Below are 21,141 nucleotides of genomic sequence, written 5' to 3' on the forward strand. Positions count from 1 at the left end.
GGATGAAGCCATGAATACCGCGCGCAGAGAAGCAGCCAGCAGAATACGCGCCGACAAACCTCTGCAACTCAACCCGAAGCTCGTCGATGCGCTGACCGGCAAAGAACTCGGACTGCACAGGGGCGAAGTACGCCTAGCAAACCATTCGCCCCAATGGGAACAAGCCTTCACGCAACTGCAACAGATACTGCACGGCGACATGCCAGCAGGTGTCAAGGCAATCGAACACATCGGTTCCACCGCCGTACCAGGACTAAAGGCAAAACCCATCCTGGACATCATCATCGAACCGTCCCCGAGGCAAATAGCGAAGAACTGCATCGCTGGCTGCTTGAGCACGGATTCATCTACAGGGGAGAGGCGGGCAACCTACGCCCAGATACGATGTACGGATTCGAGATCCAAACAAACATCAGGCTCATCAATGCCCATCTCATCGCCTATGGGCAGACCGAATGGTCGTACTACCTCAACTTCAGAAACCACTTGCGAGCTAACCCCGAAGACAGGGCGGCCTACCAACAACTCAAAGAGCGACTAGCGGCTCGCCAGCTCCAAGATCGCCGCGGCTACCTCGACGGGAAAGCGAAATTCATAATCCAACGACGCAAGGCATGACCGTGGATACATCCGATGAAAAACTTTTCCTAACCTGCGTTCAGGCCAACCCGATCAATCGGCAAATACTCCAACTCGCCCCGCAGCTCGGCCTCTCCGACTGGTGGCTGACTGCAGGTGCGCTATTCCAAACGGTGTGGAACGTACTGGAAGGCAAAGACCCGCAAAACGGGATTCGCGACTACGACTTCTTCTACTTCGACGAAGATACATCCTATGAGGCGGAAGATGCAGTCATTCGCCGTGCAAAAGAACTCTTCAAAGACATCGACGCAGAAATCGAAGTCCGCAATGAAGCACGTGTTCACATTTGGTACGAAGAACACTTCGGGGTTCCAGCTATTCCATTCGCCAGCGTCACGGACGCTATCGATCATTTCGCAGCGAAAACCTGCTGCTTCGCAGTCACTAGCGATGCGAATGGGCAGATTAGCACCTATGCGCCATATGGATTTGCAGATCTATTCGCCCGGAAGATCATTCCGAACCCAGTGCTTGCGCCACGGAACGTGTATGAAGCCAAGACCAAACGGTGGTTATCCCATTGGCCGTCGCTTACCGCTGAACCCTGGCCTGAACGGAAACCATCACCGAACATCGCTGGAGACTGACAATTCTCAAACCGAGGAAACATGCCCGTCGGCATCAATGACAAACGACGGGTTATGCACAAAATCCCAGCGGAAGCCATCCGGATCGGCCACGCAGGCACTCTTGCCGCCCCAAGGCTGCACGGTGGGCTCGGTGATCGAGGTTGCTCCCGCATCAAGCGCTCGCCGGTAGTGGTGATCCACTTCCGCATCCGAGTGCACGTTATGCCCGAGCGAGATCGGCGGCGCCAACGGGCCATGCCCGACATCGCCGTACTCGCTGGGCATCTGCTTCACGTCCCAGAGGGCGAGCATCAAGCCATATCCGGCGCGGACAAAGGCGATTTCAGGGTGGGCTGGCTGCACCAGCTCAAACCCCAGGCCCTCGGTGTAGAACTTGGTGGAAGCGCCGACATCGCGCACGCCGAGGGTAATGGCGCTGATGACGGGTGGGGCCGGCTTGTTCATATTCCTAGGGTAGGAGCGGTTGAAAATGAAAGCCATGGATTAGAGGATCTTTCAAGACTTTTCCTGCGTCCCTATAAATAGATCCATTGCTCGTTGCGCAGCACTTGATACCTCATTCGGGCAACCACATCGTTGTTCTGGCGCTCCAACGCAGAAGAATGGCGGTAACGCTTTTCGCTGCTGAACATGCGTTTGAGGGCTGATCGCTTGAGCCGGGATTCACCGGGTGCAGTGGGATCGGAAGTCACGTCGGGTACTCCTATTCGGTGGGTGTCGCTGGGGCGGGGACTTCTGGGGAATCATCGGAACTGGCGCGTTCAGTCGGTGCTGGAGATGCGGCAGGAGCCCAATGCTCGGGGCGAGGGATCCCTCGGACCTGTGGCGAAAGCCAGGCCAAGATGGCAGCCAAGGAAACCAATGCTCCGAAAAAAATGAGTGTTGGGCCCATGCCAACCCACTCCAGGCCGAGCCCGGTGGCCAGCGGTGCCAAAGGCAAGGCGGCCAGGGCCATGAAGGTAATCAAGGAATTCGCTCGCCCGGACATGTCCTGGGGGACGCATGCCATGAAGTATCCGCCGACTGCGGCGTTGAGCGCAGGGACGCTCAGGAAACTAAGCAACAGCATGGAGCCCATCCACAACAGGTTCGTGTTAAACCCGATGAGGAGCATGGCTGCGCCAAGAAGAGTGAGGCAATTGCAAGCCAGAAGCCCGCTGCGGAATTTTTCAATGAGCGAGGTCGCCGCCAGCGAGCCGATCAGCATTCCAGCGCCCATGCACGTCGATGCCAGCCCAATGATCCACGGAGCTTCCGAACGCTGCTCCAGCCCATAGATCAGAGTGGTCATCAACCCGTTGACGCCGACGTTGACGACCGTAATCAGAATCAGCAGCGCTCGTAGTTGCGGGCGGGAAAAACACCAGCGCATGCCGGCCAGAATTCCGTGGGCGACTTTCTCTTCGCCGCCAGCGCCGGCCTCGCCTCGTTCCCGGAAGGATTGCTGTGCGGCCCGCAGAGGCCGGCGCAGGGCAAACCCGCTGGCCGCAGCAATCAAATTCAGGACAGCTACGGCAAGCAGGGCAATGCCACCGCCGAATCCGAGCAAGACACCGCCAAGGGGAGCGGAGCCGAGCATCAGCACCGAGTCGCGGCCTTGGTTGGCAGCCATCGCGCGGCCGAGCTGTTTCGGGTGCACCAGATCCTTGAGGGCGGCATTGGTTGTTGAGCCAAAGTATCCGCCGCGCAATTCCATCAGGACATGGGCGAGGCATAACAGGGGAACCGGCAGCGAACCAGAGCCGATGCCAAGAGCCAAGGCCGTGGTCACCGCTGCGCCGCACAAGCTCCCGATCACGATCATCCGGGCCTTGTCGGTGCGGTCCGCCATGGCGCCGCCGGCCAATATAACGCTGGCCCTGGCTGCCATCCCCAGCGCAGCCAAGGATCCGGCCAGCACCGGCGAGCCGGTGGCTGCCAGCAGCATCAAGGGGAAGATGAACCCATAGATGCCGCCCGAAAGCAGCGCCGAGGAGTCCGCCAGCAACCACCTGCGGTAATTTTTCTGCGCACGCAACGGGGGCAGTGGGCTTGCGTCAATCGCCGCGGTCTCTGGGCGGCCGCTGGGCTGGGTCGTGGTCATGGAATCCACTGTAAGTCCGCAAATAAAGTTGCGCAATAGAATTTGCGCAACTTTATTTGGGGGATTGCTAAGCTGTGCACATGAGCAATAACGAGTCGCTGGTCACGTTCACTACGCCAATGCTTAAGGCGATTGCCAACCCGCTGCGCCGGCAGATTCTCAATACGCTATCGGCCATGGGGTCGGCCCGCGCGGCGGACATGGCACAGGTGCTGGATATACCGGCGAACAAGATCAGCTTCCACCTGCGCGAATTAGCCAAGGCCGAGATGATTGTCGAGGTCCCGGAGCTCGCGCGGGACAAGCGCGACCGGGTTTGGAAGTCGGCTGCCGTTGCGTACACCACCGGCGAGGTGGGGGAGCGGGAAGACGATCCATCCGGAATGGCCATGGGTGCCTATCTCGGGCAGGTCATCAATGACGAGCAGCGGCGCCTGCATGCCGCCATGGTCCACGGCGGACGCCACTATTCCGGCGAAGAAGCCGGCGAGGCCAAGGCCCGCATGATGACCAGCGACCTGATGCTCACCATGGATGAAATGCGTGAGCTGATCCGCCGCCTGGAGAAGGTCATCCCGGCGTTCCGGAAGGACCTGGAGGATGGCAAGGTCCACAGCTCCCAGCCGGCCGGGGACCGCGAAATCTGGCACGTGATGACCTTGCTCAATGCCGAATCGCTGTTGAACGAGTCACATGCAGGCCAGCAATCATCGCAAAACCCGAAGTGAACGCGCGCTCGGGCGGGGTGCTGAACTAAACTGGATTCTGGCTGGCTGTGGCCAAGGTATGCCACAAGCTATGAAGCCATCCCAGATTGAAAGGTAGAACCCGATCTCATGAGCGAGCAGCTGACTCTCACCATCGATGGCGAGCAGGTACAGGTGGACGCGGGAACAACCGGTCTGCAGCACTACGCCGAGCAGAAAGACGTGGTTGTTATGCACGTCGACGGCGTATTGCGCGACCTGGCCCGCGAACTGGAAGCCGGTAGCACCGTCACCCGTGTCACCATCACCGACCCAGAAGGGTTGGAGGTGCTGCGTCACTCGACTGCCCACGTCATGGCCCAAGCTGTGCAGCAGCTGCGCCCCGATGCCAAGCTGGGCATTGGCCCGTACATCACCGACGGTTTCTACTTCGACTTCGACGTCGCCGAGCCGTTCACCCCCGAAGATCTGAAGCAGCTGGAAAAGATGATGCTCAAGATCGTCAACCAGAACCAGCTCTTTGCGCGCCGCGAGGTGTCGCCGGAAGAAGCCAAGGCCGAAATGGCCAACGAGCCCTACAAGTGCGAGCTGCTGGCCAAGGCCGACTCGGAGGACACCTCGGGCGAGGGCGTCACCGTTGAGGTGGCCGCCGGCGAAACCACCATCTATGACAATGTCGACCGCAAGTCCGGCGACATCGTGTGGAAGGACCTGTGCCGCGGCCCGCACCTGCCGAACACCAAGCTGATCAAGAACGCGTTCGCACTGACCCGTTCGGCCGCCGCCTACTGGCTGGGCAGCGAGAAGAACAAGCAGCTGCAGCGCATCTACGGCACCGCCTGGCCGACCAAGGAAGACCTCAAGGCCTACCAGGAGCGCCTGGCCGAGGCCGAGCGCCGCGACCACCGCAAGCTCGGTGCCGAGCTGGATCTGTTCTCCTTCCCGGATGAGCTGGGTTCGGGCCTGCCGGTGTTCCACCCCAAGGGCGGCATCATCAAGCGCGAGATGGAAGACTACGTGCGCGACCGCCACGTGGAAGAGGGCTTCCAGTACGTGGGCACCCCGCACATCTCCAAGGACGGGCTGTTCCACACCTCGGGCCACCTGCCGTACTACGCGGACACCATGTTCCCGGCGCTGCACATCGATGAAGAACGCGATGAAGATGGCAACATCACCAAGCAGGGCCAGGAATACCGGCTGAAGGCCATGAACTGCCCGATGCACAACCTGATCTTCCGCGGCCGCGGACGCAGCTACCGCGAACTGCCGCTGCGCTTGTTCGAGTTCGGCCACGTCTACCGCTACGAGAAGTCCGGCGTGGTCCACGGCCTGACCCGCGTGCGCGGTTTCGCCCAGGACGACTCGCACTCCTACGTCACCAAGGATCAGGCACCGGCCGAAGTTGAGCACCTGCTGAACTTCATGCTCTCCCTGCTCAAGGACTTCGGCATGGACGACTTCTACCTGGAGCTGTCCACCCGCGATCCCGAGTCGGACAAGTTCATCGGCTCGGACGAGCAGTGGGAAGAAGCCACCGCCGTGCTGGAGCGCGTTGCCACCGAAACCGGCGTCGAGCTGGTTGCCGACCCGGGTGGAGCCGCCTTCTACGGTCCGAAGATCTCGGTCCAGGCCAAGGATGCCATCGGCCGCACCTGGCAGATGGGCACCGTGCAGTACGACTTCAACCAGCCGGCGCGCTTCGGCTTGGAGTACCAGGCTGCCGACGGCTCCCGCCAGGAACCGGTGATGATCCACGCCGCCAAGTTCGGCTCCATCGAGCGCTTCCTCGGAGTGCTGACCGAGCACTACGCAGGCGCTTTCCCGGCATGGCTCTCGCCGGTGCAGGTTCGCGCCATCCCGGTGGCCGAGGCCTTCAACGACTACCTCTCCGAGGTTGTCGCGAAGCTCAAGGCGCAGGGTGTCCGAGTGGAGCTGGATGACTCCTCGGATCGCTTCCCGAAGAAGATCCGCAACGCGTCCAAGGACAAGATTCCGTTTGTGCTCATCGCCGGTGGCGAAGATGCCGATGCGAATGCCGTGTCCTTCCGCTTCCGCGATGGCAGCCAGGAGAACCAGGTTCCTGTCGACGAGGCGGTAGCCCGCATCGTTGAAGCCATCAAGAGCCGCGATAACAGCAACTAGCAGGGGATAGGGAGTCCATTGAGCATGCAGGAGCAAGCAGACCAGTCCGTCACCGACGACTTTGAACTCGCCGGAGTGCCGGATTCGTTCCAGCGGCTGTGGACTCCCTATCGCATGGCCTACATCAAGGGCGGGCAGGACCAGGTCAAGGACGAGGCCAGCTGCCCGTTCTGTGCCGGTCCGCAGCGCACGGATGAAGAGGCGCTGATCGTGCACCGCGGGGAAACCTGCTTCGTGATCCTGAACCTCTTCCCGTACAACCCGGGCCACCTGCTGATCTGCCCGTACCGCCATGTGCCGAACTACACCGACATCACGGTGGAGGAAACGGCGGAAATGGCGGCCCTGGCCCAGCATTCCATGCGGGTGCTGCGCAAGGTGTCCAACCCCTCGGGCTTCAACCTGGGCATGAACCAGGGCGAAGCCGGGGGAGCTGGCATCGCTGCCCACCTGCATCAGCATGTGGTGCCACGGTGGAGCGGGGACGGGAATTTCTTCCCGATCATCGCGCAGACCAAGGCCATTCCCCAGACGCTGTCCGAGGTGCGCGACGCAATTGCCACAGCCTGGAACCAATGAGGCGAACCTGCCTTGATCGCACCGCCTGATCTGGCGGACCCAAAGATCAATGAGCGCGTTGCCCGGAATCAGGAGGAAGGCAAGTGGTGCCGTGGCGCTTGGAACGCCGGTTGATGCAGGAGCGCCATGACACATCACTGAACAGTGTTCAAGAACATGATGATCAGGGTGTAGGGTGTGTATCCAATAGGAATTGAACACCGTTCAAGAGTTGTCCGGGTCCGGAGAAGACCGCAGACCCAGGCAGGCTCACGGTGTACCGGATGGAAAGGCACCCATGAACTTGAACATCGCAAACCCTGCCCAAGCGCCGGGGGAGAACCGACTGAACCCCGGACAGCTCGCCGAAAAGATCCTCGCCGGACACCGCATCACCGAATCCGAAGCCCTGGGCATTCTCGCAACACCGGATTCCGCCACGATGCCATTGATCTGCGCTGCCGGAATCCTGCGCCGCCAGCACTTCGGGAACACCGTCAAGGTCAACTACCTGGTCAACCTCAAGTCCGGCCTCTGCCCCGAAGACTGCACCTACTGCTCGCAGCGCCTTGGATCCACCGCCGAGATCCTCAAATACACCTGGCTCAAACCCGATGAAGCGGTGGCCCAGGCCGGATTCGGCATTGCCGGCGGCGCCTCGCGGGTCTGCATGGTCGCTTCCGGCAAGGGGCCGACCGACCGCGATGTGGACCGGGTGGCCACGATGGTCGAACAGCTCAAGGACGAGCACCCGCAGGTCGAGGTCTGCGCCTGCCTGGGCATCCTCAAGGACGGCCAGGCCGCCAGGCTCAAGGACGCCGGGGCCGATGCCTACAACCACAACCTGAACACCTCCGAATCCCTCTACCCTGAGATCTGCACCTCGCATAGCTACCAGGATCGGGTCAAGACGGTGGAACAGGCCCAGTCCGCGGGACTCTCCTCTTGTTCCGGGCTCATCGTGGGCATGGGGGAAACACCCGAGCAGTTGGTGGAAGCGATCTTCGCGCTGCGTGATCTGGGCTCCGAATCCATCCCGGTCAACTTCCTCATGCCTTTCGACGGAACCCCGATGCAGGGCACCTGGCTGCTGACCCCGATGGCCTGCCTGCGCATCCTCGCACTGGTGCGCATGGCCTGTCCGGACAAGGAGCTGCGCATTGCCGGCGGCCGCGAGATGCACCTGCGCTCATTGCAGTCCACCGCACTGGAAGCCGCCAACTCGATTTTCCTTGGCGACTATCTCACCAGCGAAGGCCAGGGCGCGGCCAAGGACCTGCAGATGATTGCCGACGCGGGCTTTGTTGTCCTGGGGCAAGAGTCCACCAGCCCGTCCGAGGTGGCCCGCCGCTTGCAGGACGCCGCTCATGCCGCACCTCCGGCCCCCGCCGAAGAAGAACGCGCCGGCGGCTGCGGCTCGGGCTGCGGAACCGGATGCGCACCGGCTCAATCAGGGGCGGCAGGCTGCGGGGCCGCGGCCGGGCGCGAACCAGTGCTGCGCCGCCGCGGAGCTGGCACCATGGAAGGGCCCAACGCGTGAAAACCCTGGCCGAAAACCTGCTGGACAGGGATGCGGGGCTGCTCTGGCACCCCTATGCGCCCGTGGACGCGGGAGCGCACTACGCGGTAAAGGGCGCGCAGGGTGCAGAACTCCTGCTGCACGATCGCGCCGACACCGAGCACCGGGTCGTGGATGGCATGGCTTCCTGGTGGTCGATGGTGCACGGCTACCGCAACCCGGTCCTAGACGCCGCGGCGCACGCACAGATCGAGAAATTCAGCCACGTCATGTTCGGGGGCCTGACCCACGAACCGGCGATCGAGCTGGCCGAACGGCTCGTGGCCATTACCCCGCAGAATTTGCGCCATGTGTTCCTGGCCGACTCCGGATCCATCAGCGTCGAGGTGGCGCTGAAGCTCGCTTTGCAGTACCAGGAGGCCTGCGGAGCCCCTGGACGCCAGCGGTTCCTGGCGCTGCGCGGAGGCTACCACGGGGACACCTTTGCCGCGATGAGCGTCTGCGACCCGGTCGATGGCATGCACTCGGCCTTCACGCCGCTGTGCAGCGAGCAGCTATTTCTGCCCCGCCCGCCCGCCGCAGAGCGCACGGCGGACGGCAACTGGATCTATGACCAAGGGGAATTCGACGCCTGGGCATCCGGGGCACGGGGCATCGCGGCGGCCCATGCGCATGAACTGGCGGGCATCATTGTCGAACCGGTCCTGCAGGGCGCTGGCGGCATGTTCATCTACCCGCCGCAGGCCATTGCGCTGTTGCGCGAGATTGCAGATGAACACGGCCTGCTGCTCATCGCCGACGAGATCGCCACGGGATTCGGGCGCACCGGAAGGATGTTTGCGGTGCAGCATGCCCAGGTGGAGCCGGACATCATGTGCGTGGGCAAGGCGCTGACCGGCGGCTACCTGTCGCTGGCCGCCATGCTTTGCTCGGGGCGCGTGGCCCAGGCGCTGGCCGCCGCGCGCGGTGCGTCGGCGTTGCTGCACGGCCCCACGTTCATGGGCAATCCGCTGGCCTGCGCCATCGCCATCGCCTCGCTGGACCTACTCACCGGAGCCGGCCCGGCCACGGATTTCGGCTCCGGCGCGCCGGAGCGGCCAGCACCCTGGCAATCGCAGGTGGCGCGGCTGGAACGCGGGCTGCGCGGCTCGCTGGCGCCGGCACGCACCCTGCCGCAGGTCAAAGCGGTGCGCGTGCTGGGCGGGGTCGGGGTGATCCAGCTGCACCAACCCGTCCAGGTCGCAGCGCTGACTGCCGCCGCGGTCGAACGCGGCGCCTGGATCCGGCCCTTCCGGGACCTGGTGTATGTCATGCCTCCCTACATTTGCACCGACGGCCAGCTGCAGCAATTGGGCGACGCGCTGTACGGCGCCATCGACCAGGTCCACGGAGGATGAGATGACAACCCTTGCCACCACCGCGAGCTGGGACGCTTGGCTGCGCACCCGGTCCGCAGTGCGCACCGCCAGGGACATGCAGCGCAGCGACAACTCGCGCCACGCACTGTTCGACCTGGCGTCCAATGACTATCTGGGGCTCAGTTCGCATCCACGGGTGCGCCAGGCGGCCATCGGTGCGATCAACTGTCTGGGCGCCGGAGCCACGGCCAGCCGTGTTGCCAGCGGAACCTGGCAGATCCACCGGGAGCTGGAGGCGGAGCTCAGCCGGTACACCGGCCGAAGCCAGGCACTGGTATTCTCCAGCGGATACTGCGCGAACCTGGGCCTGCTGGGCGCCTTGGGCGGTCCCGGCAGCCTGATGCTGCTCGACGCCCACGCCCACGCGAGCCTGATCGACGGGGCCAGGCTTTCCGGGGCGGGCACTGCACGCTTCGAACACAACAACCTCGATGAAGCGCGCGCCAAATTGCAGGCCAACGCCCAATCGCCCGCCCCGAAGCCCCGGGTGGTTGTGGTGGTGGAGTCGGTGTACTCGGTGCTCGGCGATGCCGCCCCGCTGCAACAGCTGGCCGAACTGTGCGCGCAGTACAACGCCCTGCTGCTCATTGACGAGGCGCACTCGCTGGCCACCGTGCCGGCCGGTTCGGCCGTGAACGCTGCCGGGCTGGCCCAGGCGGAGAACGTCCTGGTCACCGCCACCTTGTCCAAGGCGCTCGGGGCCCAGGGCGGAGCGGTGCTCTTCGGCGGCAGCCGGGCCGAATTGTGGCGCGAGCACCTGCTCAATACCGCCCGCACCTTCATCTTCGACACGGCCCTGGCCCCGGCCGCCGCGGCGGCCGCCCATGCGGCGCTGGAGCTGGCCACCGGGGAAAGAATCTCAGGCCTCGCAGCCAACGCCCTGATCATCCGGAGCTTGCTGAATGCCGAGGAGAACCTGGCTGGCCGGGTTGAGCAGGCCGCTGGCGCGGTGCAATCGGTGCGCATGAAATCCCCGCAGCAGGCCTTCTTGGCCGCAGCGCTGCTGCGCGAACACGGCATCGCAGTTTCCTGTTTCAGGCCGCCGAGTGTTCCCGATGGAATCTCGCGTCTGCGCCTGGCCGCCCATGCGCAGCAAGACCCTGCCGAGCTTGCCACAGCCCTGAAGGTTATGGCCCGAATCATTAGCGACGTGGAATCATGAACTGCCCTTTCGCCCGAACATCTCTGGCTCCCGAACCTTCGGCCACCAGCGCGGCCCCGCTGGCCCAGCCGCTGGAGAAGGTGCTCCCGCCGCGGATCAGCGAACGCTATCGCAGCATCGAGGATCCCCAACTGGTCCGAGAGATCCTGCGCCATGCCGAGGAATTCACTCCTGCCAACGCCCTGCAGGCGGCGGTGGACCTGGAACCTGCCACGTTGCGCGTCCTTGCCCGTGGGCGCTTTGCCCTGCCGCCGGTGCTGGCCAGTGCCTCCGGTGCCGGGCACCGTGCCGTCAGGAAGGTGGTTGCCGGATTCTTCAGCCCCGCAAAGGTTGCTGCGCAGCGCGAGTTTATCGCGCAGCGCACCCGCGAACTGTGCCTGAACTTGCGCGGCCGCTATCAGCTGGGTGAAGAACTGGACCTCGCCAACGAACTCGCCGCCGTCATCCCGCCAGAGGTGATGGCGCGGATGACCGGAACACCGCTGCCACCCCTCGACCAGCTCAAGGCCTGGAGCAAGGACTCGCTGGAATTGTTCTGGGGCTGGCCCGGAGCCCATCGGCAGCAGGAGCTGGCGCACAGCGCGGTTGCGTACCATGCGTGGCTTCGCAGGTCCGTCGAAGAGGCCACAACCCGCGATGACGGCAACCTCTATTCCGCCCTGCACCACGCCGGGGTGGATCGCGCCCGCATCGTCTCGCTGGCCTATTTCCTGGGGATCGCCGGCCAGGAGACCACCGCAATGCTCATCCAAAGTGCCCTGTTCACCGCCATGCGCGACGGGCACTGGTCCAGCTGCGCCGCGGCGGACGGCGGAGTTTCAGCCAGCGAACGCGTGGTGCACGAGGTGCTGCTGCGGGCATCCTCCGTGCCCACCTGGCGCCGTATCGCACTGCGCGATATTTCTCTTGTTGGCCACAGCTTCGCTGCCGGGGACGAGCTGCTGCTTCGCCTCTCCGGCGGGGACGTGGCCGCCTCGGGCGACGATTCCCTAGTCTTCGGGCAGGGGCTGCATCGCTGCCTCGGCGCAGGCCTTGCCCGGATGGAAACCGGGGTGGTGGTTCAACAGGCCGCAGCGGCGCTGCCTGGCATCGAGCTCAGCGATCCGAGCCCCCGCTGGCGCTACCTTATTTCCTTCCAGGCACCCGAAGCGGTCATCACCCGGAGCAGGAAAACCGGGAGCGCCAGCGCATGATCCATGTCATTTCAGGGACCGGCACCGATGTGGGAAAAACCGTCGCAACGGCGGCCCTGGCGGCCCGGGAGCTGGCCCAAGGACGCGCCGTGGCCATCTACAAGCCAACGCAAACCGGAGTGCAGGAAAGCGAACCCGGCGATGTCCGGAACATTGCAGCATGGCTGGATGATCCAGAGCGGTTGAGCACCGCAGAAGGGGTGCGGCTGCGCGAGCCCATGGCCCCGGTGGATGCAGCGCTGGTGGCCGGAGGCCAGGGCGCGGTCCAGGCGCTTCCCGGGCTCGCTGAGCATTGCGAACGGATTCGCAGGCTCGCCGCAGAATATGACACGGTCCTGGTTGAGGGCGCCGGGGGACTGCTTGTCACCCTGTGCCCGGAAGGCGCGAATATCGCGGATCTTGCCAGCGCGGTGGATGCCCGCCTAGTGGTCGTCACCCGCCCGGATTTGGGAACCTTGAACCATACGGCCCTGACCCTTGAGGCGGCGGTTAATCGGGGCTTTAGCCGCGGAACGCTGCTGCTGGGCAGCTTCCCCGAGCATCCCACGGCCCTGCATTGCAGGAATTTGCAGAACCTCCGGGCGCAAGCAGAGCATCACCGGTGGCACTTCGGCGGAGCGATTCCAGAGCTCGGGATGAACGAAAATATCAAGGAACAACTTCTCAGCGCCGGATTATCGCTGTCGATCCCGCCCGCCGGGGCGGGAAGCTGAACGGGTCGGCGAACGCGGAACCGGGCCGGTGGAACTGGGCTAAAAATACCCATTGCCAACCGCTATACACAGGCGTAGCCTCCTATACGTGAGTACAGCTGAGCAGGATCTGACAGGCCGGGCCAGGTTGCGCGATGCGGCAATCGAGGCCTTCGCCGCGCAGGGATTTGATGTATCCCTGCGGGCGATCGCAACGCGTGCCAACGTCACCGCGGGACTCGTGCGCCACCACTTTGGGTCCAAGCAGGCGCTGCGGGCAGAATGCGACGCCACGGTGCTCGAGCGCTACCGCCGCATGAAAGAGGATTCCCTGGCGGCCAGTCCCCAGCAGGTGTTCAGCAATCTGCCCAGCTCCAGAGAAGGCGGGGTGCTGATTCTGTACATTCTGCGCTCGGTGCGCGAGGGCGCGCAGGCGGGGACGCAGTTCACCGGCCAGCTGATCGAAGAGGCGCTTGCCTTATTGGATCGGGCCGTTTCGCGCGGGCTGATCGTCCCCAGCCGCAATGAGCCGGCGCGGGCACGCTTTCTGGTCCTGCAATCCCTGGGTGCGCTGGTATTGCACTTCGCGCTGAACCCGCCGCAGGATCCAGAAGACTTCGCTACCGTGATGCAGGAATACTATGCGCAAGTTGCCCTGCCAACACTGGAACTCTATTCCGAAGGGCTGTTCACCGACCCGGCCTACCTCAACGAGTACCTGGCCTCCGGCGCAGCCGACGTCCCGCCCGCGGGATCCGCGGGAACTGCCGAACCCCGGTAAGGAGCACACCATGGCCACCACCAAGCAGGCCATTGAAGTGAGCGGACTGCACAAGAATTTCGGGCGCGCCGCCGCCCTGTCAGGATTGGACCTGCGAGTGGACACCGGCCAGGTTGCCGGGTTCCTGGGGCCCAACGGCGCGGGAAAATCCACGACCATCCGCATCCTGCTGGGATTGCTGAAGGCCGACGGGGGAACAGCCCGGATGCTCGGCGCCGACCCCTGGGCCGATGCGGTGGCCCTGCACCGCCGCGTGGCCTATGTCCCGGGCGAGGTGAACCTCTGGCCCAACCTCACCGGGGGACAGGCGATCAGCATCCTGTCAAAGCTGCACGGGCGGGTCGATGAACAACGCCGCAGCCAGCTGCTTGAACGCTTCGACCTTGATCCCTCCAAGAAAGCCCGCAGCTATTCCAAGGGCAACCGCCAGAAGGTCGCCCTGATCGCCGCGCTGTCCTCGCGGGCAGAACTGCTGCTGCTCGATGAGCCGACCTCGGGCCTGGACCCGCTGATGGAGCAGGTCTTCACCTCCTGCATCCGCGAAGCCGCCGCAGAGGGGCGCAGCGTGCTGCTCTCCAGCCATATCTTCGCCGAAGTGGAAAAGCTCTGCGATACCGTGACCATCATCCGCGACGGGCAGACCGTTGAGGCTGGCCGCCTCTCCGACCTGCGCCACCTGCAGCGCACCGAAGTCACCGTTGAAGTCTCCGGCGCCGCAGCCAGCCTTGCGGCAGTTGAGGGCATCGAGGATTTCAAGCTCTCGGGCACTACGGCGAGCTTCAGCGTCGACCCGGAGCAGCTGTCCGGTGTCCTTGCAGCCTTGGCGCAGTATTCGCCGCGCAACCTGGTCAGCACCCCGCCGTCGCTGGAGGACCTGTTCCTGCGCCACTACTCGGACCAGGGGCCAACACCGGTGGCTGCCCGGGGAGGTGGGGTGCGATGACTACGGGCACCGCCCATGGGCGCCATGCTGCGGCAGAAAACCTGGGGCAACCGGCCACCTCGGCCCGCGGCACCAGCACGCTGGCCGGCGCCGGGACAGCCGCATGGTTCATCCTTCGCCGCAATTGGCTGCGCCTGGGCCTCTGGGCGCTGGTGCTGGCGTCGATGATTCCGATTGTCTACGACTCCCAGCAGCAGGCTTTCCCCACGCAGCAAGCGCGCGATGCCTATGCCCAGGTGGCCAACACCCCGGCCGTGGCTGCCATGACCGGCCTGCCCTACGCCGCGGGTTCGCTGGGAGGCATCCTGGTCATCAAGATCTGGATGACGCTGGCCGTGGCTTTGGCCTTCGCCGTGGTCTTCCTGGTCACCTGCAATGGCCGCGCCGAAGAGGAAGCAGGGCGCACCGAATTGCTGCGCGCCACCGCACTGGGACGCCACGCCTACCCGAGCGCGAACTATCTGGTCTCCGCAGGACTGTGCCTGCTGACCGGATTGCTCATCAGCCTGCTGTGCCTGTCGGTTGCGCTGCCGGCGGCCGGCAGCTGGATCATGGGTGCCTCGATCGCCGGCACCGGCCTGGCCTTCATCGGATTGGCGGCCATCTGCGGCCAGCTCGCCTCGACCAGCCGTGGAGCGAACTCGCTGGCAGTGGCACTGATCGGCCTGTTCTACTTCATCCGCGCGGGAGCCGATCTGCAGGCCGAGGGCATGGCCCCCAGCGCGCTGAGCTGGTTCTCGCCCATTGGCTGGGCGCAGAACATGCGCGCCTACGGGGAGGACAGTTGGTGGCCGCTGATGGCCCTGGCCGTCCTGGGCGCTGCCGGTTGCCTCGTGGCGTTGCGCATCGACAGCTCGCGGGATTTGGGCTCGGGCATTTTGCCCGAACGCCGGGGAGCATCCTTTGCCGGCCCCTTCACCACGACAGCGCTGGGACTGGCGCTGCGCCTGCAGCGATCTTCGCTGATCGGCTGGCTCATCGGTGCAGCGGTATCCGGGCTGTTCTTCGGCTCTGTCGCACGGTCCATGGGCACGCTGCTGGATCCCGAGAACCCCTTCGCCCGCAATTTTGTCGGCACCGGGCACAGCATGCTCGACGGGGTGCTTGGCATCTTCGTGGCGTTCAATGCATTGCTGGCCGCAGCTTTTGCCACCCAGTGCCTGGGTGCAGCGCGCAGCGAGGAAGAGAGCGGCCGGCTCGAACAGCAGCTTGCCGGGGCCTTGTCCCGTGGCAGGTGGCTCGGCGCGCACCTGCTGATAGCGGTGCTTGGCTCGGGGCTGATGCTGCTGCTTGCCGGGGCCCTGACCGGTGCATCCTCCCAAGGAGCAGGGGATCCAGGGCAGCTGGCCGGTGCCTGCCTCGCTTTCTGGCCGGCAGTGCTGTCGATGCTGGGCCTGCAGCTGCTGGCCTTCGGCTTCCTTCCGCGCCTCGCCACAGCGATCACCTGGTCCGTCTACGGGCTGTCGGCGATGGCGGCCATGTTCGGCGGGATCTTCTCGCTGTCGCAAGATGCCATCCGCTTGACCCCCTTCGGCGCCATCGCGCGCGTACCGGCAGAGGAATTGAGCTGGACCCCGCTGGTGGTGCTCGTGCTGATATCGCTTGTGCTCGCGGCGGCCGGCATGGCCCGGTTCAACCGCCGAGATGTCCTGGGCGCCTAGATGCCGAGGGCGGGCATCGCAGCAAGACCGCAACAGCGCAGTGCTTCGCGCGTGCATGGGATCCGCGAACCGGCTTTGTGTCCCTTGGTGGGGGAATGGCCCAGCGCACCCGTGTTTCGCAAAAACACCTGCTGATAAGGGGCATCGCAAATCTCCGAATGTTACGCCGTCACCGCAAATCAGTGGAGAAGTCGACTATCGTAACAATGTTACGACACACGCGCGGTAATAAAGTGGGCAGATCCTACGATTATTGAGTACTTTCCGCCGCCGATCGGTTCTGTAGCAACACAGGCCGGGAATTCTGGCGGCAGTTTTGCTTTGCCGAAAGGAATCAGCTCTCCCATGTCTAACACTCAGAACTCCGTCGTCGGTTCGGAACGCGTCAAGCGCGGAATGGCCGAAATGCTCAAGGGCGGCGTCATCATGGACGTGGTCACTCCCGAGCAGGCCCGCATCGCTGAAGATGCAGGTGCCGTTGCAGTCATGGCTCTGGAGCGTGTTCCTGCAGATATTCGTGCCCAGGGCGGCGTATCGCGCATGAGCGACCCGGACATGATCGATGGCATCATTGCCGAGGTCTCCATCCCGGTCATGGCCAAGGCCCGCATCGGCCACTTCGTCGAGGCGCAGATCCTGCAGTCCCTGGGCGTGGACTACATCGACGAGTCCGAGGTGCTCTCCCCAGCTGACTACGAGAACCACATCGACAAGTGGCCATTCACCGTGCCATTCGTCTGCGGTGCAACCAACCTGGGCGAAGCCCTGCGCCGCATCAATGAAGGTGCTGCCATGATCCGCTCCAAGGGCGAAGCGGGCACCGGCGACGTCTCGAACGCCACCGGGCACATGCGCAAGATCCGCGCCGAGATCGCCAAGCTCGCCGCCCTTCCAGAAGACGAGCTGTACGTTGCCGCCAAGGAATTGCAGGCACCATACGAGCTGGTCAAGGAAATCGCGCACACCGGCAAGCTGCCAGTAGTGCTGTTCACCGCGGGCGGCATTGCCACCCCGGCCGACGCTGCGATGATGATGCAGCTGGGCGCAGACGGCGTGTTCGTCGGCTCGGGCATCTTCAAGTCCGGCAACCCGGTGCAGCGCGCCGAAGCCATCGTGAAGGCCACCACGTTCTTCGACAACCCTGACGAGCTGGCCAAGATCTCCCGCGGCCTGGGCGAAGCCATGGTCGGCATCAACGTCGCCGACGTGCCAGTGCCTCACCGCCTTTCGGAGCGCGGCTGGTAATCACTGCACAGCGAAAAGCACGGGTCCGTGCCACCGAATTCCGGTGGGCGGGCCCGTGCTTTTCAGTCTTGATGCAGCTGCCGCGGACTTCAATTCCTGCACATTAGTGGCACCTAGCGCATGGTCCACCCTGTGGCGGGGAAGATGGCGATCGGCTACGAGGTTCTCGCGGTGCAGTCCACCTCCGGGCTGACATTCACCACCTAGCTGCCAGTGCCGGGCAGTTCTAGTGCCGATGCACTGGAATTTCTCCGCGGCGTGAGCGTCGGAGCCGAGTACGCAGGCTCAACCGCGACGGCCACCCGCCCTGACACGCAGCTGTGGCAGACTGAAGCCCATGAGCGAGATCATTTTCGACGCGGCCGTCACGCTGAACGGCTACCTGGCCGATGAAAACCACAGCCTGCAGTGGCTTTTCGAAGTTCCCGGAGCGCACGAGCCCGACCCGGACCTGCTGCCTGGCAACGTCGGCGTTCACGTGGAAGGCGCCTCCACCTACCTGTGGCTGCTCGAGCATGAACGGCTCATCGAGAACCCTGACAAGTGGCAGGACTACTACCCGGGAATCACCACCTATGTGTTCACCTCGCGCGAGCTGCCGATCCCGGAAGGGGCCGACGTGCGCCTGGTCAATGGCCCGGTTGCCGGGGTGCTGCCCCAGATCCGCGGCGCGGCGGGAGAGAAGAACATCTGGGTGCTCGGCGGGGGAGAACTGCTCGGCCAATTCCTCGATATCGATGCGATCGATACTTTGGCCCTGACCATCGCGCCCGCGGCCTTGGCCGGCGGGGCGCCGCTGCTGCCGAGGAACATTGGCAGCGACCGGCTGGAACTGGCCGAGGCGAGGCAAGCAGGACCTTTTGCGCGTTTGGTCTATCGGGTGCGCCGGGCCTCATGACCCTGTGTTGAGCGCGGAGTGCTAAAAGCAGCGAGCCGGCCACGGGAGGTTTCCCGTGGCCGGCTCGCTGCTTTGGCAGGTTGGACAGACCGCTACTGGTTCCAGGAGCGAAGCACCATATGGCGCCCGCGGCCCAGCAGCTTCAGCCCGTTGGCGCTGAAGAAATCGGCGCTGGATGGCGTGGCCGCAGCCAGCAGCTCCTGCGGGACTTCCTCATCAGGCGGTGAGAGCGGGTTGATCATCGAGCGCGAGAGCCCATGGAGCAGCGCGGTGCCCACGCCGTGGCGGCGGTGCTCCTTGCCCACGGCCAGCGAGTGCACCATCAGCTGCCCGCCCAAGCCCTGCTGGGCAAAACCGCGCCCGACAATCTCGCCCTCATCGGTGCGCGCCAGTGCGTGCTCTACCCGGCGCAGGGCCGGGTGGCCACTGGAGAGCTGCGAGCTGGTTTCGCGCCACAGGTTGGTCACGTTCAGTTCGGCAGCATCCGCCCCGGCGGCCTCGGGCACGTTGTTGCCCAGGCGGATCTTGCCGGCCCAGCGATCCATCGGGATCGCCAGCGGGCCGGCATGCCAGGAGACCTGGGCATTGTCGGAAAAGCCGGTGGCTTTCAGCTCGGCGGCGTCGGCCCCGGAATTCATCCAGGCTTCCACCCGCCTGGCACCCAGGCGGTGGCCTTCGGCCAGAGCCGGGCGCAACCCGGCTTGTTCGGGATGCTCGGGGAACAGCAGGATCAGGCGCTTGCGCACCGGCTGCCATGCCCACGAGCACCCGTGAGTGGTAAAGATCTTGCCGCCGGTGGCAACTGCTAGTGCCTGATGCCAGTGGCTCAGTGCTTCCTGTGCGGAGGCAATCGTCGTCATTATTCTGCGTTCACCAATCCTCGACGGCGCAGCAGCGGTTCTACCCGTGCGGTGCGGCCGCGGAATAATTCGTAGGACTCTAGGGGGTCGCGCGTATTTCCGCGCGAAAGCAGTTCCTCACGGAACCGATTACCATTTTCGCGCATCAGGCCGCCATTTTCCTCGAACCACTGCACAGTGTCGGCATCGAGCACCTCGCTCCAGATGTAGGAGTAGTAGCCAGCGGAGTAGCCATTGGCGAAAATGTGCTGGAAATAACCGGTCCGATAGCGTGGCGGAATCAAGTCGGCATCAAAGCCGGCGTCAGCAAGAACCTGCTGCTCGAATGCCACGGGATCATCAATGACCGTATCCGGGCCAATGGTGTGCCAAGCCCAGTCCAGAACGCTCGCGGCCAGATACTCGGTCGTGGCAAACCCCTGGCCCCACAGTCCTGCTGCACGGATCCTGGCAATGGTTTCATCATCCAGTTGCTCTCCGGATTGATGATGCACGGCATAGCCGGGCAGCACCTGCTGATCCAGTACCCACATCTCATTGACCTGTGAAGGGAATTCAACAAAATCCCGGGGGACCGAGGTGCCCGAAAGCGAAGCATACTTCCCGTTGGAGAACATGCCATGCAGGGCGTGGCCGAACTCGTGGAAGAGCGTATTGGCTTCATCCAGGGTGAGCAATACCGGATCTCCAGGGGCAGGAACCGAAATGTTCAAGGTATTGGTGACAATTGGACGTTCGTCGAAATAGGAGGCGGCATCACGAAGACTGGTCATCCAGGCGCCGCCCTTCTTCGTTTCGCGGGCCAGATAGTCACCGGTGTAGAGTGCCAGCGGGCTTCCGTCGGCATCAAAAACTTCGAAGACTCGAACCTGCTCGTGATAGGCAGGCAGGTCAAAACGCTCAGCGAAGGTGATGCCGTAGAGCTTGGTAGCGGTGGCAAAAACGCCATCGACCAGCACGCGATCAAGTTCAAAGTAATTGCGCAGCGACTCGGAGTCCACGGCATACTGTTCACGCAAGACCTGGTTGGAGTAGAACTTCCAATCCCACGCCTGAACTTCGTGGCCGGCAATGCTGCCCAGCACCTCAGCTTCTTTGCGCGCGTTGGCAGTTGCCGCCTTGGTCAACTCGGCGAGGCGTTGTTCAACTGCCGCGGTTGATGGCGCTGTCGCTTGGGCCAGCACCGTTTCAGCGTGGTTTGCAAAACCCAGCAGGGCTGCACGTTCAGCACGTAGCTTCGCCATATCTGCGGCCAGCTGGAGCGTGGGGTTTTCGGTGATCCCGCGTGAGATGGATGCGGCAAATACCTTGCGCCGCGCTTCGCCGCTGGTCAATGACTCCAGAACCGGCTGCTGCGTAGGGGAGACCAATGGCAGAAGATATCCTGCCGAATGGCCGGCCTGCTTTGCCGCTTGCGCTGCGGATTCGAGGGCCTGTGATGACAGGCCGTCCAGCTCGTCAGCCGAGTCGAAATGGACTGCATGGGCGTTTTGGTTTTCCAGTACGCGATTGGAGAACTGGCTGGAGAGCTCGGAGAGCTGCGCGTTGAGCTGCTTCAGCTGCTGCTTCTGGACTTCATCCAGATCAGCGCCAGCCAGCCTGAAAGCCTTGAGCGTTTGCTCGGCCAGGCGTGCGTCTTCACCAACCAGTCGGGAACAATCTGCGGCTTGTAAACGCGAATACAAAGCCTGGTTTAGGTAGATCTCGTCTTCTTGGGCGCTGAAGATCGATGACATCTCGGTCTGGATGGCCCTGATCGGTTCGGTTCCGTGGGCCGAAAGGACACTGAAATAGGTCATCATCGAACGGCGCAGCACTTGTCCGCTGGCTTCCAGCGCCAGGAACGTGTTGGCAAAGTCGGGTGCACTTTGCTCTTCGATGATGTGCTGCAATTCGGCGCGCTGTTCTGCGGCGCCGAGTTTGGCCGCTTCCAAATAGTGTTCGGCAGTGAGAACGTCGAATGCTGGCCATTGATAGGGGTTGGCGCTGGGTGCCAGGAGCGGATTTTGCATAAGCATAGGTTTTCACAGGCAACGTGATTTAG

The 21,141-nt window shown here is 63.6% G+C and carries 19 protein-coding genes and 1 pseudogene; 15 read left to right on the forward strand and 5 right to left on the reverse strand.

Features of this window, described 5'->3' with window-relative positions:
- Nucleotides 1–10: 10 nt before the first annotated feature.
- A pseudogene (locus ACT7DV_RS14920) lies at nt 11–618 on the forward strand (GrpB family protein).
- A 2-nt stretch (nt 619–620) separates the two neighbouring features.
- A complete protein-coding gene (locus ACT7DV_RS14925; protein WP_444663715.1) occupies nt 621–1,229 on the forward strand; it encodes a nucleotidyltransferase family protein in 609 nt (202 codons plus the stop codon).
- Nucleotides 1,230–1,235: 6 nt separating this feature from the next.
- Here the strand turns inward: ACT7DV_RS14925 and ACT7DV_RS14930 are convergent, their stop codons facing one another.
- Genes ACT7DV_RS14930 through ACT7DV_RS14940 form a run of 3 tightly spaced genes read right to left on the reverse strand, consistent with a single transcriptional unit; the run spans nt 1,236 to nt 3,315 of the window.
- Nucleotides 1,236–1,712: a VOC family protein gene (locus tag ACT7DV_RS14930; RefSeq protein ID WP_444663717.1), complete on the reverse strand. Its 477-nt coding sequence runs from the start codon at nt 1,710–1,712 to the stop codon at nt 1,236–1,238.
- A gap of 35 nt (nt 1,713–1,747) precedes the next feature.
- The gene (locus ACT7DV_RS14935) at nt 1,748–1,924 is read right to left on the reverse strand and encodes a hypothetical protein (RefSeq protein WP_444663718.1); all 177 of its coding nucleotides are present in this window, start codon (nt 1,922–1,924) and stop codon (nt 1,748–1,750) included.
- A gap of 11 nt (nt 1,925–1,935) precedes the next feature.
- On the reverse strand, nt 1,936–3,315 hold the full coding sequence (locus ACT7DV_RS14940; protein WP_444663720.1) for an MFS transporter: 1,380 nt from the start codon (nt 3,313–3,315) through the stop codon (nt 1,936–1,938).
- Nucleotides 3,316–3,395: 80 nt separating this feature from the next.
- Between ACT7DV_RS14940 and ACT7DV_RS14945 the strand changes: the two genes are divergently transcribed.
- The 13 genes from ACT7DV_RS14945 to ACT7DV_RS15005 all read left to right on the forward strand — a co-directional run bounded on the left by ACT7DV_RS14945 (nt 3,396) and on the right by ACT7DV_RS15005 (nt 18,237).
- Complete coding sequence (locus ACT7DV_RS14945) at nt 3,396–4,043, forward strand: helix-turn-helix domain-containing protein (RefSeq protein ID WP_444663721.1); 648 nt, start codon at nt 3,396–3,398, stop codon at nt 4,041–4,043.
- Between the two features lie 108 nt (nt 4,044–4,151).
- Complete coding sequence (gene thrS, locus ACT7DV_RS14950; RefSeq protein WP_444663723.1) at nt 4,152–6,167, forward strand: threonine--tRNA ligase; 2,016 nt, start codon at nt 4,152–4,154, stop codon at nt 6,165–6,167.
- A gap of 24 nt (nt 6,168–6,191) precedes the next feature.
- Nucleotides 6,192–6,746 (forward strand): HIT family protein, encoded by a 555-nt coding sequence (locus ACT7DV_RS14955; protein WP_444663725.1) that lies wholly within the window; start codon nt 6,192–6,194, stop codon nt 6,744–6,746.
- A 277-nt stretch (nt 6,747–7,023) separates the two neighbouring features.
- Nucleotides 7,024–8,265, forward strand: a complete 1,242-nt coding sequence (gene bioB / locus ACT7DV_RS14960) for a biotin synthase BioB (RefSeq protein ID WP_444663727.1) — start codon at nt 7,024–7,026, stop codon at nt 8,263–8,265.
- Entirely contained in the window at nt 8,262–9,641 is a 1,380-nt protein-coding gene (gene bioA / locus ACT7DV_RS14965) for an adenosylmethionine--8-amino-7-oxononanoate transaminase (RefSeq protein ID WP_444663728.1), read from the forward strand. Before bioB ends, bioA begins: the two co-directional genes overlap by 4 nt.
- A gap of 1 nt (nt 9,642) precedes the next feature.
- Complete coding sequence (locus ACT7DV_RS14970; protein WP_444663730.1) at nt 9,643–10,824, forward strand: aminotransferase class I/II-fold pyridoxal phosphate-dependent enzyme; 1,182 nt, start codon at nt 9,643–9,645, stop codon at nt 10,822–10,824.
- The gene (locus tag ACT7DV_RS14975; protein WP_444663732.1) at nt 10,821–12,017 is read left to right on the forward strand and encodes a cytochrome P450; all 1,197 of its coding nucleotides are present in this window, start codon (nt 10,821–10,823) and stop codon (nt 12,015–12,017) included. Before ACT7DV_RS14970 ends, ACT7DV_RS14975 begins: the two co-directional genes overlap by 4 nt.
- Nucleotides 12,014–12,730, forward strand: coding sequence for a dethiobiotin synthase (bioD, locus tag ACT7DV_RS14980; RefSeq protein ID WP_444663734.1), 717 nt, complete (start codon nt 12,014–12,016; stop codon nt 12,728–12,730). The genes ACT7DV_RS14975 and bioD overlap by 4 nt, the downstream gene beginning before the upstream one ends.
- Before the next feature lie 88 nt (nt 12,731–12,818).
- A complete protein-coding gene (locus ACT7DV_RS14985; protein ID WP_444663736.1) occupies nt 12,819–13,490 on the forward strand; it encodes a TetR family transcriptional regulator in 672 nt (223 codons plus the stop codon).
- 10 nt (nt 13,491–13,500) lie between these two features.
- Nucleotides 13,501–14,433 carry an ABC transporter ATP-binding protein gene (locus ACT7DV_RS14990; protein WP_444663738.1) on the forward strand — a complete coding sequence of 311 codons (933 nt, stop codon included), beginning with the start codon at nt 13,501–13,503 and terminating at the stop codon, nt 14,431–14,433.
- Nucleotides 14,430–16,094: an ABC transporter permease gene (locus ACT7DV_RS14995; RefSeq protein ID WP_444663740.1), complete on the forward strand. Its 1,665-nt coding sequence runs from the start codon at nt 14,430–14,432 to the stop codon at nt 16,092–16,094. The genes ACT7DV_RS14990 and ACT7DV_RS14995 overlap by 4 nt, the downstream gene beginning before the upstream one ends.
- A 345-nt stretch (nt 16,095–16,439) precedes the next feature.
- Nucleotides 16,440–17,339: a pyridoxal 5'-phosphate synthase lyase subunit PdxS gene (pdxS, locus tag ACT7DV_RS15000; protein ID WP_444663742.1), complete on the forward strand. Its 900-nt coding sequence runs from the start codon at nt 16,440–16,442 to the stop codon at nt 17,337–17,339.
- 337 nt (nt 17,340–17,676) lie between these two features.
- Entirely contained in the window at nt 17,677–18,237 is a 561-nt protein-coding gene (locus ACT7DV_RS15005) for a dihydrofolate reductase family protein (protein WP_444663744.1), read from the forward strand.
- Nucleotides 18,238–18,329: 92 nt separating this feature from the next.
- On the opposite strand, the gene ACT7DV_RS15010 is transcribed toward ACT7DV_RS15005, so the two are convergent.
- Together ACT7DV_RS15010 and ACT7DV_RS15015 are read right to left on the reverse strand one after the other, a co-directional pair.
- Nucleotides 18,330–19,097, reverse strand: coding sequence for a GNAT family N-acetyltransferase (locus ACT7DV_RS15010; RefSeq protein ID WP_444663746.1), 768 nt, complete (start codon nt 19,095–19,097; stop codon nt 18,330–18,332).
- The gene (locus ACT7DV_RS15015) at nt 19,097–21,109 is read right to left on the reverse strand and encodes a M3 family metallopeptidase (protein WP_444663748.1); all 2,013 of its coding nucleotides are present in this window, start codon (nt 21,107–21,109) and stop codon (nt 19,097–19,099) included. The genes ACT7DV_RS15010 and ACT7DV_RS15015 overlap by 1 nt, the downstream gene beginning before the upstream one ends.
- Between the last annotated feature and the right edge of the window lie 32 nt (nt 21,110–21,141).

The sequence above is a fragment of the Glutamicibacter sp. TV12E genome, assembly GCF_052441935.1.
Lineage (GTDB): Bacteria > Actinomycetota > Actinomycetes > Actinomycetales > Micrococcaceae > Glutamicibacter.

Coding starts and splice junctions, on each gene's coding strand:
- ACT7DV_RS14970 (WP_444663730.1), top strand. CDS start 9,643: ATGACAACCCTTGCCACCACCGCGAGCTGGGACGCTTGGCTGCGCACC.
- ACT7DV_RS14995 (WP_444663740.1), top strand. CDS start 14,430: ATGACTACGGGCACCGCCCATGGGCGCCATGCTGCGGCAGAAAACCTG.
- ACT7DV_RS14955 (WP_444663725.1), top strand. CDS start 6,192: ATGCAGGAGCAAGCAGACCAGTCCGTCACCGACGACTTTGAACTCGCC.
- bioD (WP_444663734.1), top strand. CDS start 12,014: ATGATCCATGTCATTTCAGGGACCGGCACCGATGTGGGAAAAACCGTC.
- bioB (WP_444663727.1), top strand. CDS start 7,024: ATGAACTTGAACATCGCAAACCCTGCCCAAGCGCCGGGGGAGAACCGA.
- ACT7DV_RS15005 (WP_444663744.1), top strand. CDS start 17,677: ATGAGCGAGATCATTTTCGACGCGGCCGTCACGCTGAACGGCTACCTG.
- ACT7DV_RS14990 (WP_444663738.1), top strand. CDS start 13,501: ATGGCCACCACCAAGCAGGCCATTGAAGTGAGCGGACTGCACAAGAAT.
- ACT7DV_RS14930 (WP_444663717.1), bottom strand. CDS start 1,712: ATGGCTTTCATTTTCAACCGCTCCTACCCTAGGAATATGAACAAGCCG.
- ACT7DV_RS14945 (WP_444663721.1), top strand. CDS start 3,396: ATGAGCAATAACGAGTCGCTGGTCACGTTCACTACGCCAATGCTTAAG.
- ACT7DV_RS15015 (WP_444663748.1), bottom strand. CDS start 21,109: ATGCAAAATCCGCTCCTGGCACCCAGCGCCAACCCCTATCAATGGCCA.
- ACT7DV_RS14975 (WP_444663732.1), top strand. CDS start 10,821: ATGAACTGCCCTTTCGCCCGAACATCTCTGGCTCCCGAACCTTCGGCC.
- ACT7DV_RS14940 (WP_444663720.1), bottom strand. CDS start 3,315: ATGACCACGACCCAGCCCAGCGGCCGCCCAGAGACCGCGGCGATTGAC.
- thrS (WP_444663723.1), top strand. CDS start 4,152: ATGAGCGAGCAGCTGACTCTCACCATCGATGGCGAGCAGGTACAGGTG.
- ACT7DV_RS15010 (WP_444663746.1), bottom strand. CDS start 19,097: ATGACGACGATTGCCTCCGCACAGGAAGCACTGAGCCACTGGCATCAG.
- pdxS (WP_444663742.1), top strand. CDS start 16,440: ATGTCTAACACTCAGAACTCCGTCGTCGGTTCGGAACGCGTCAAGCGC.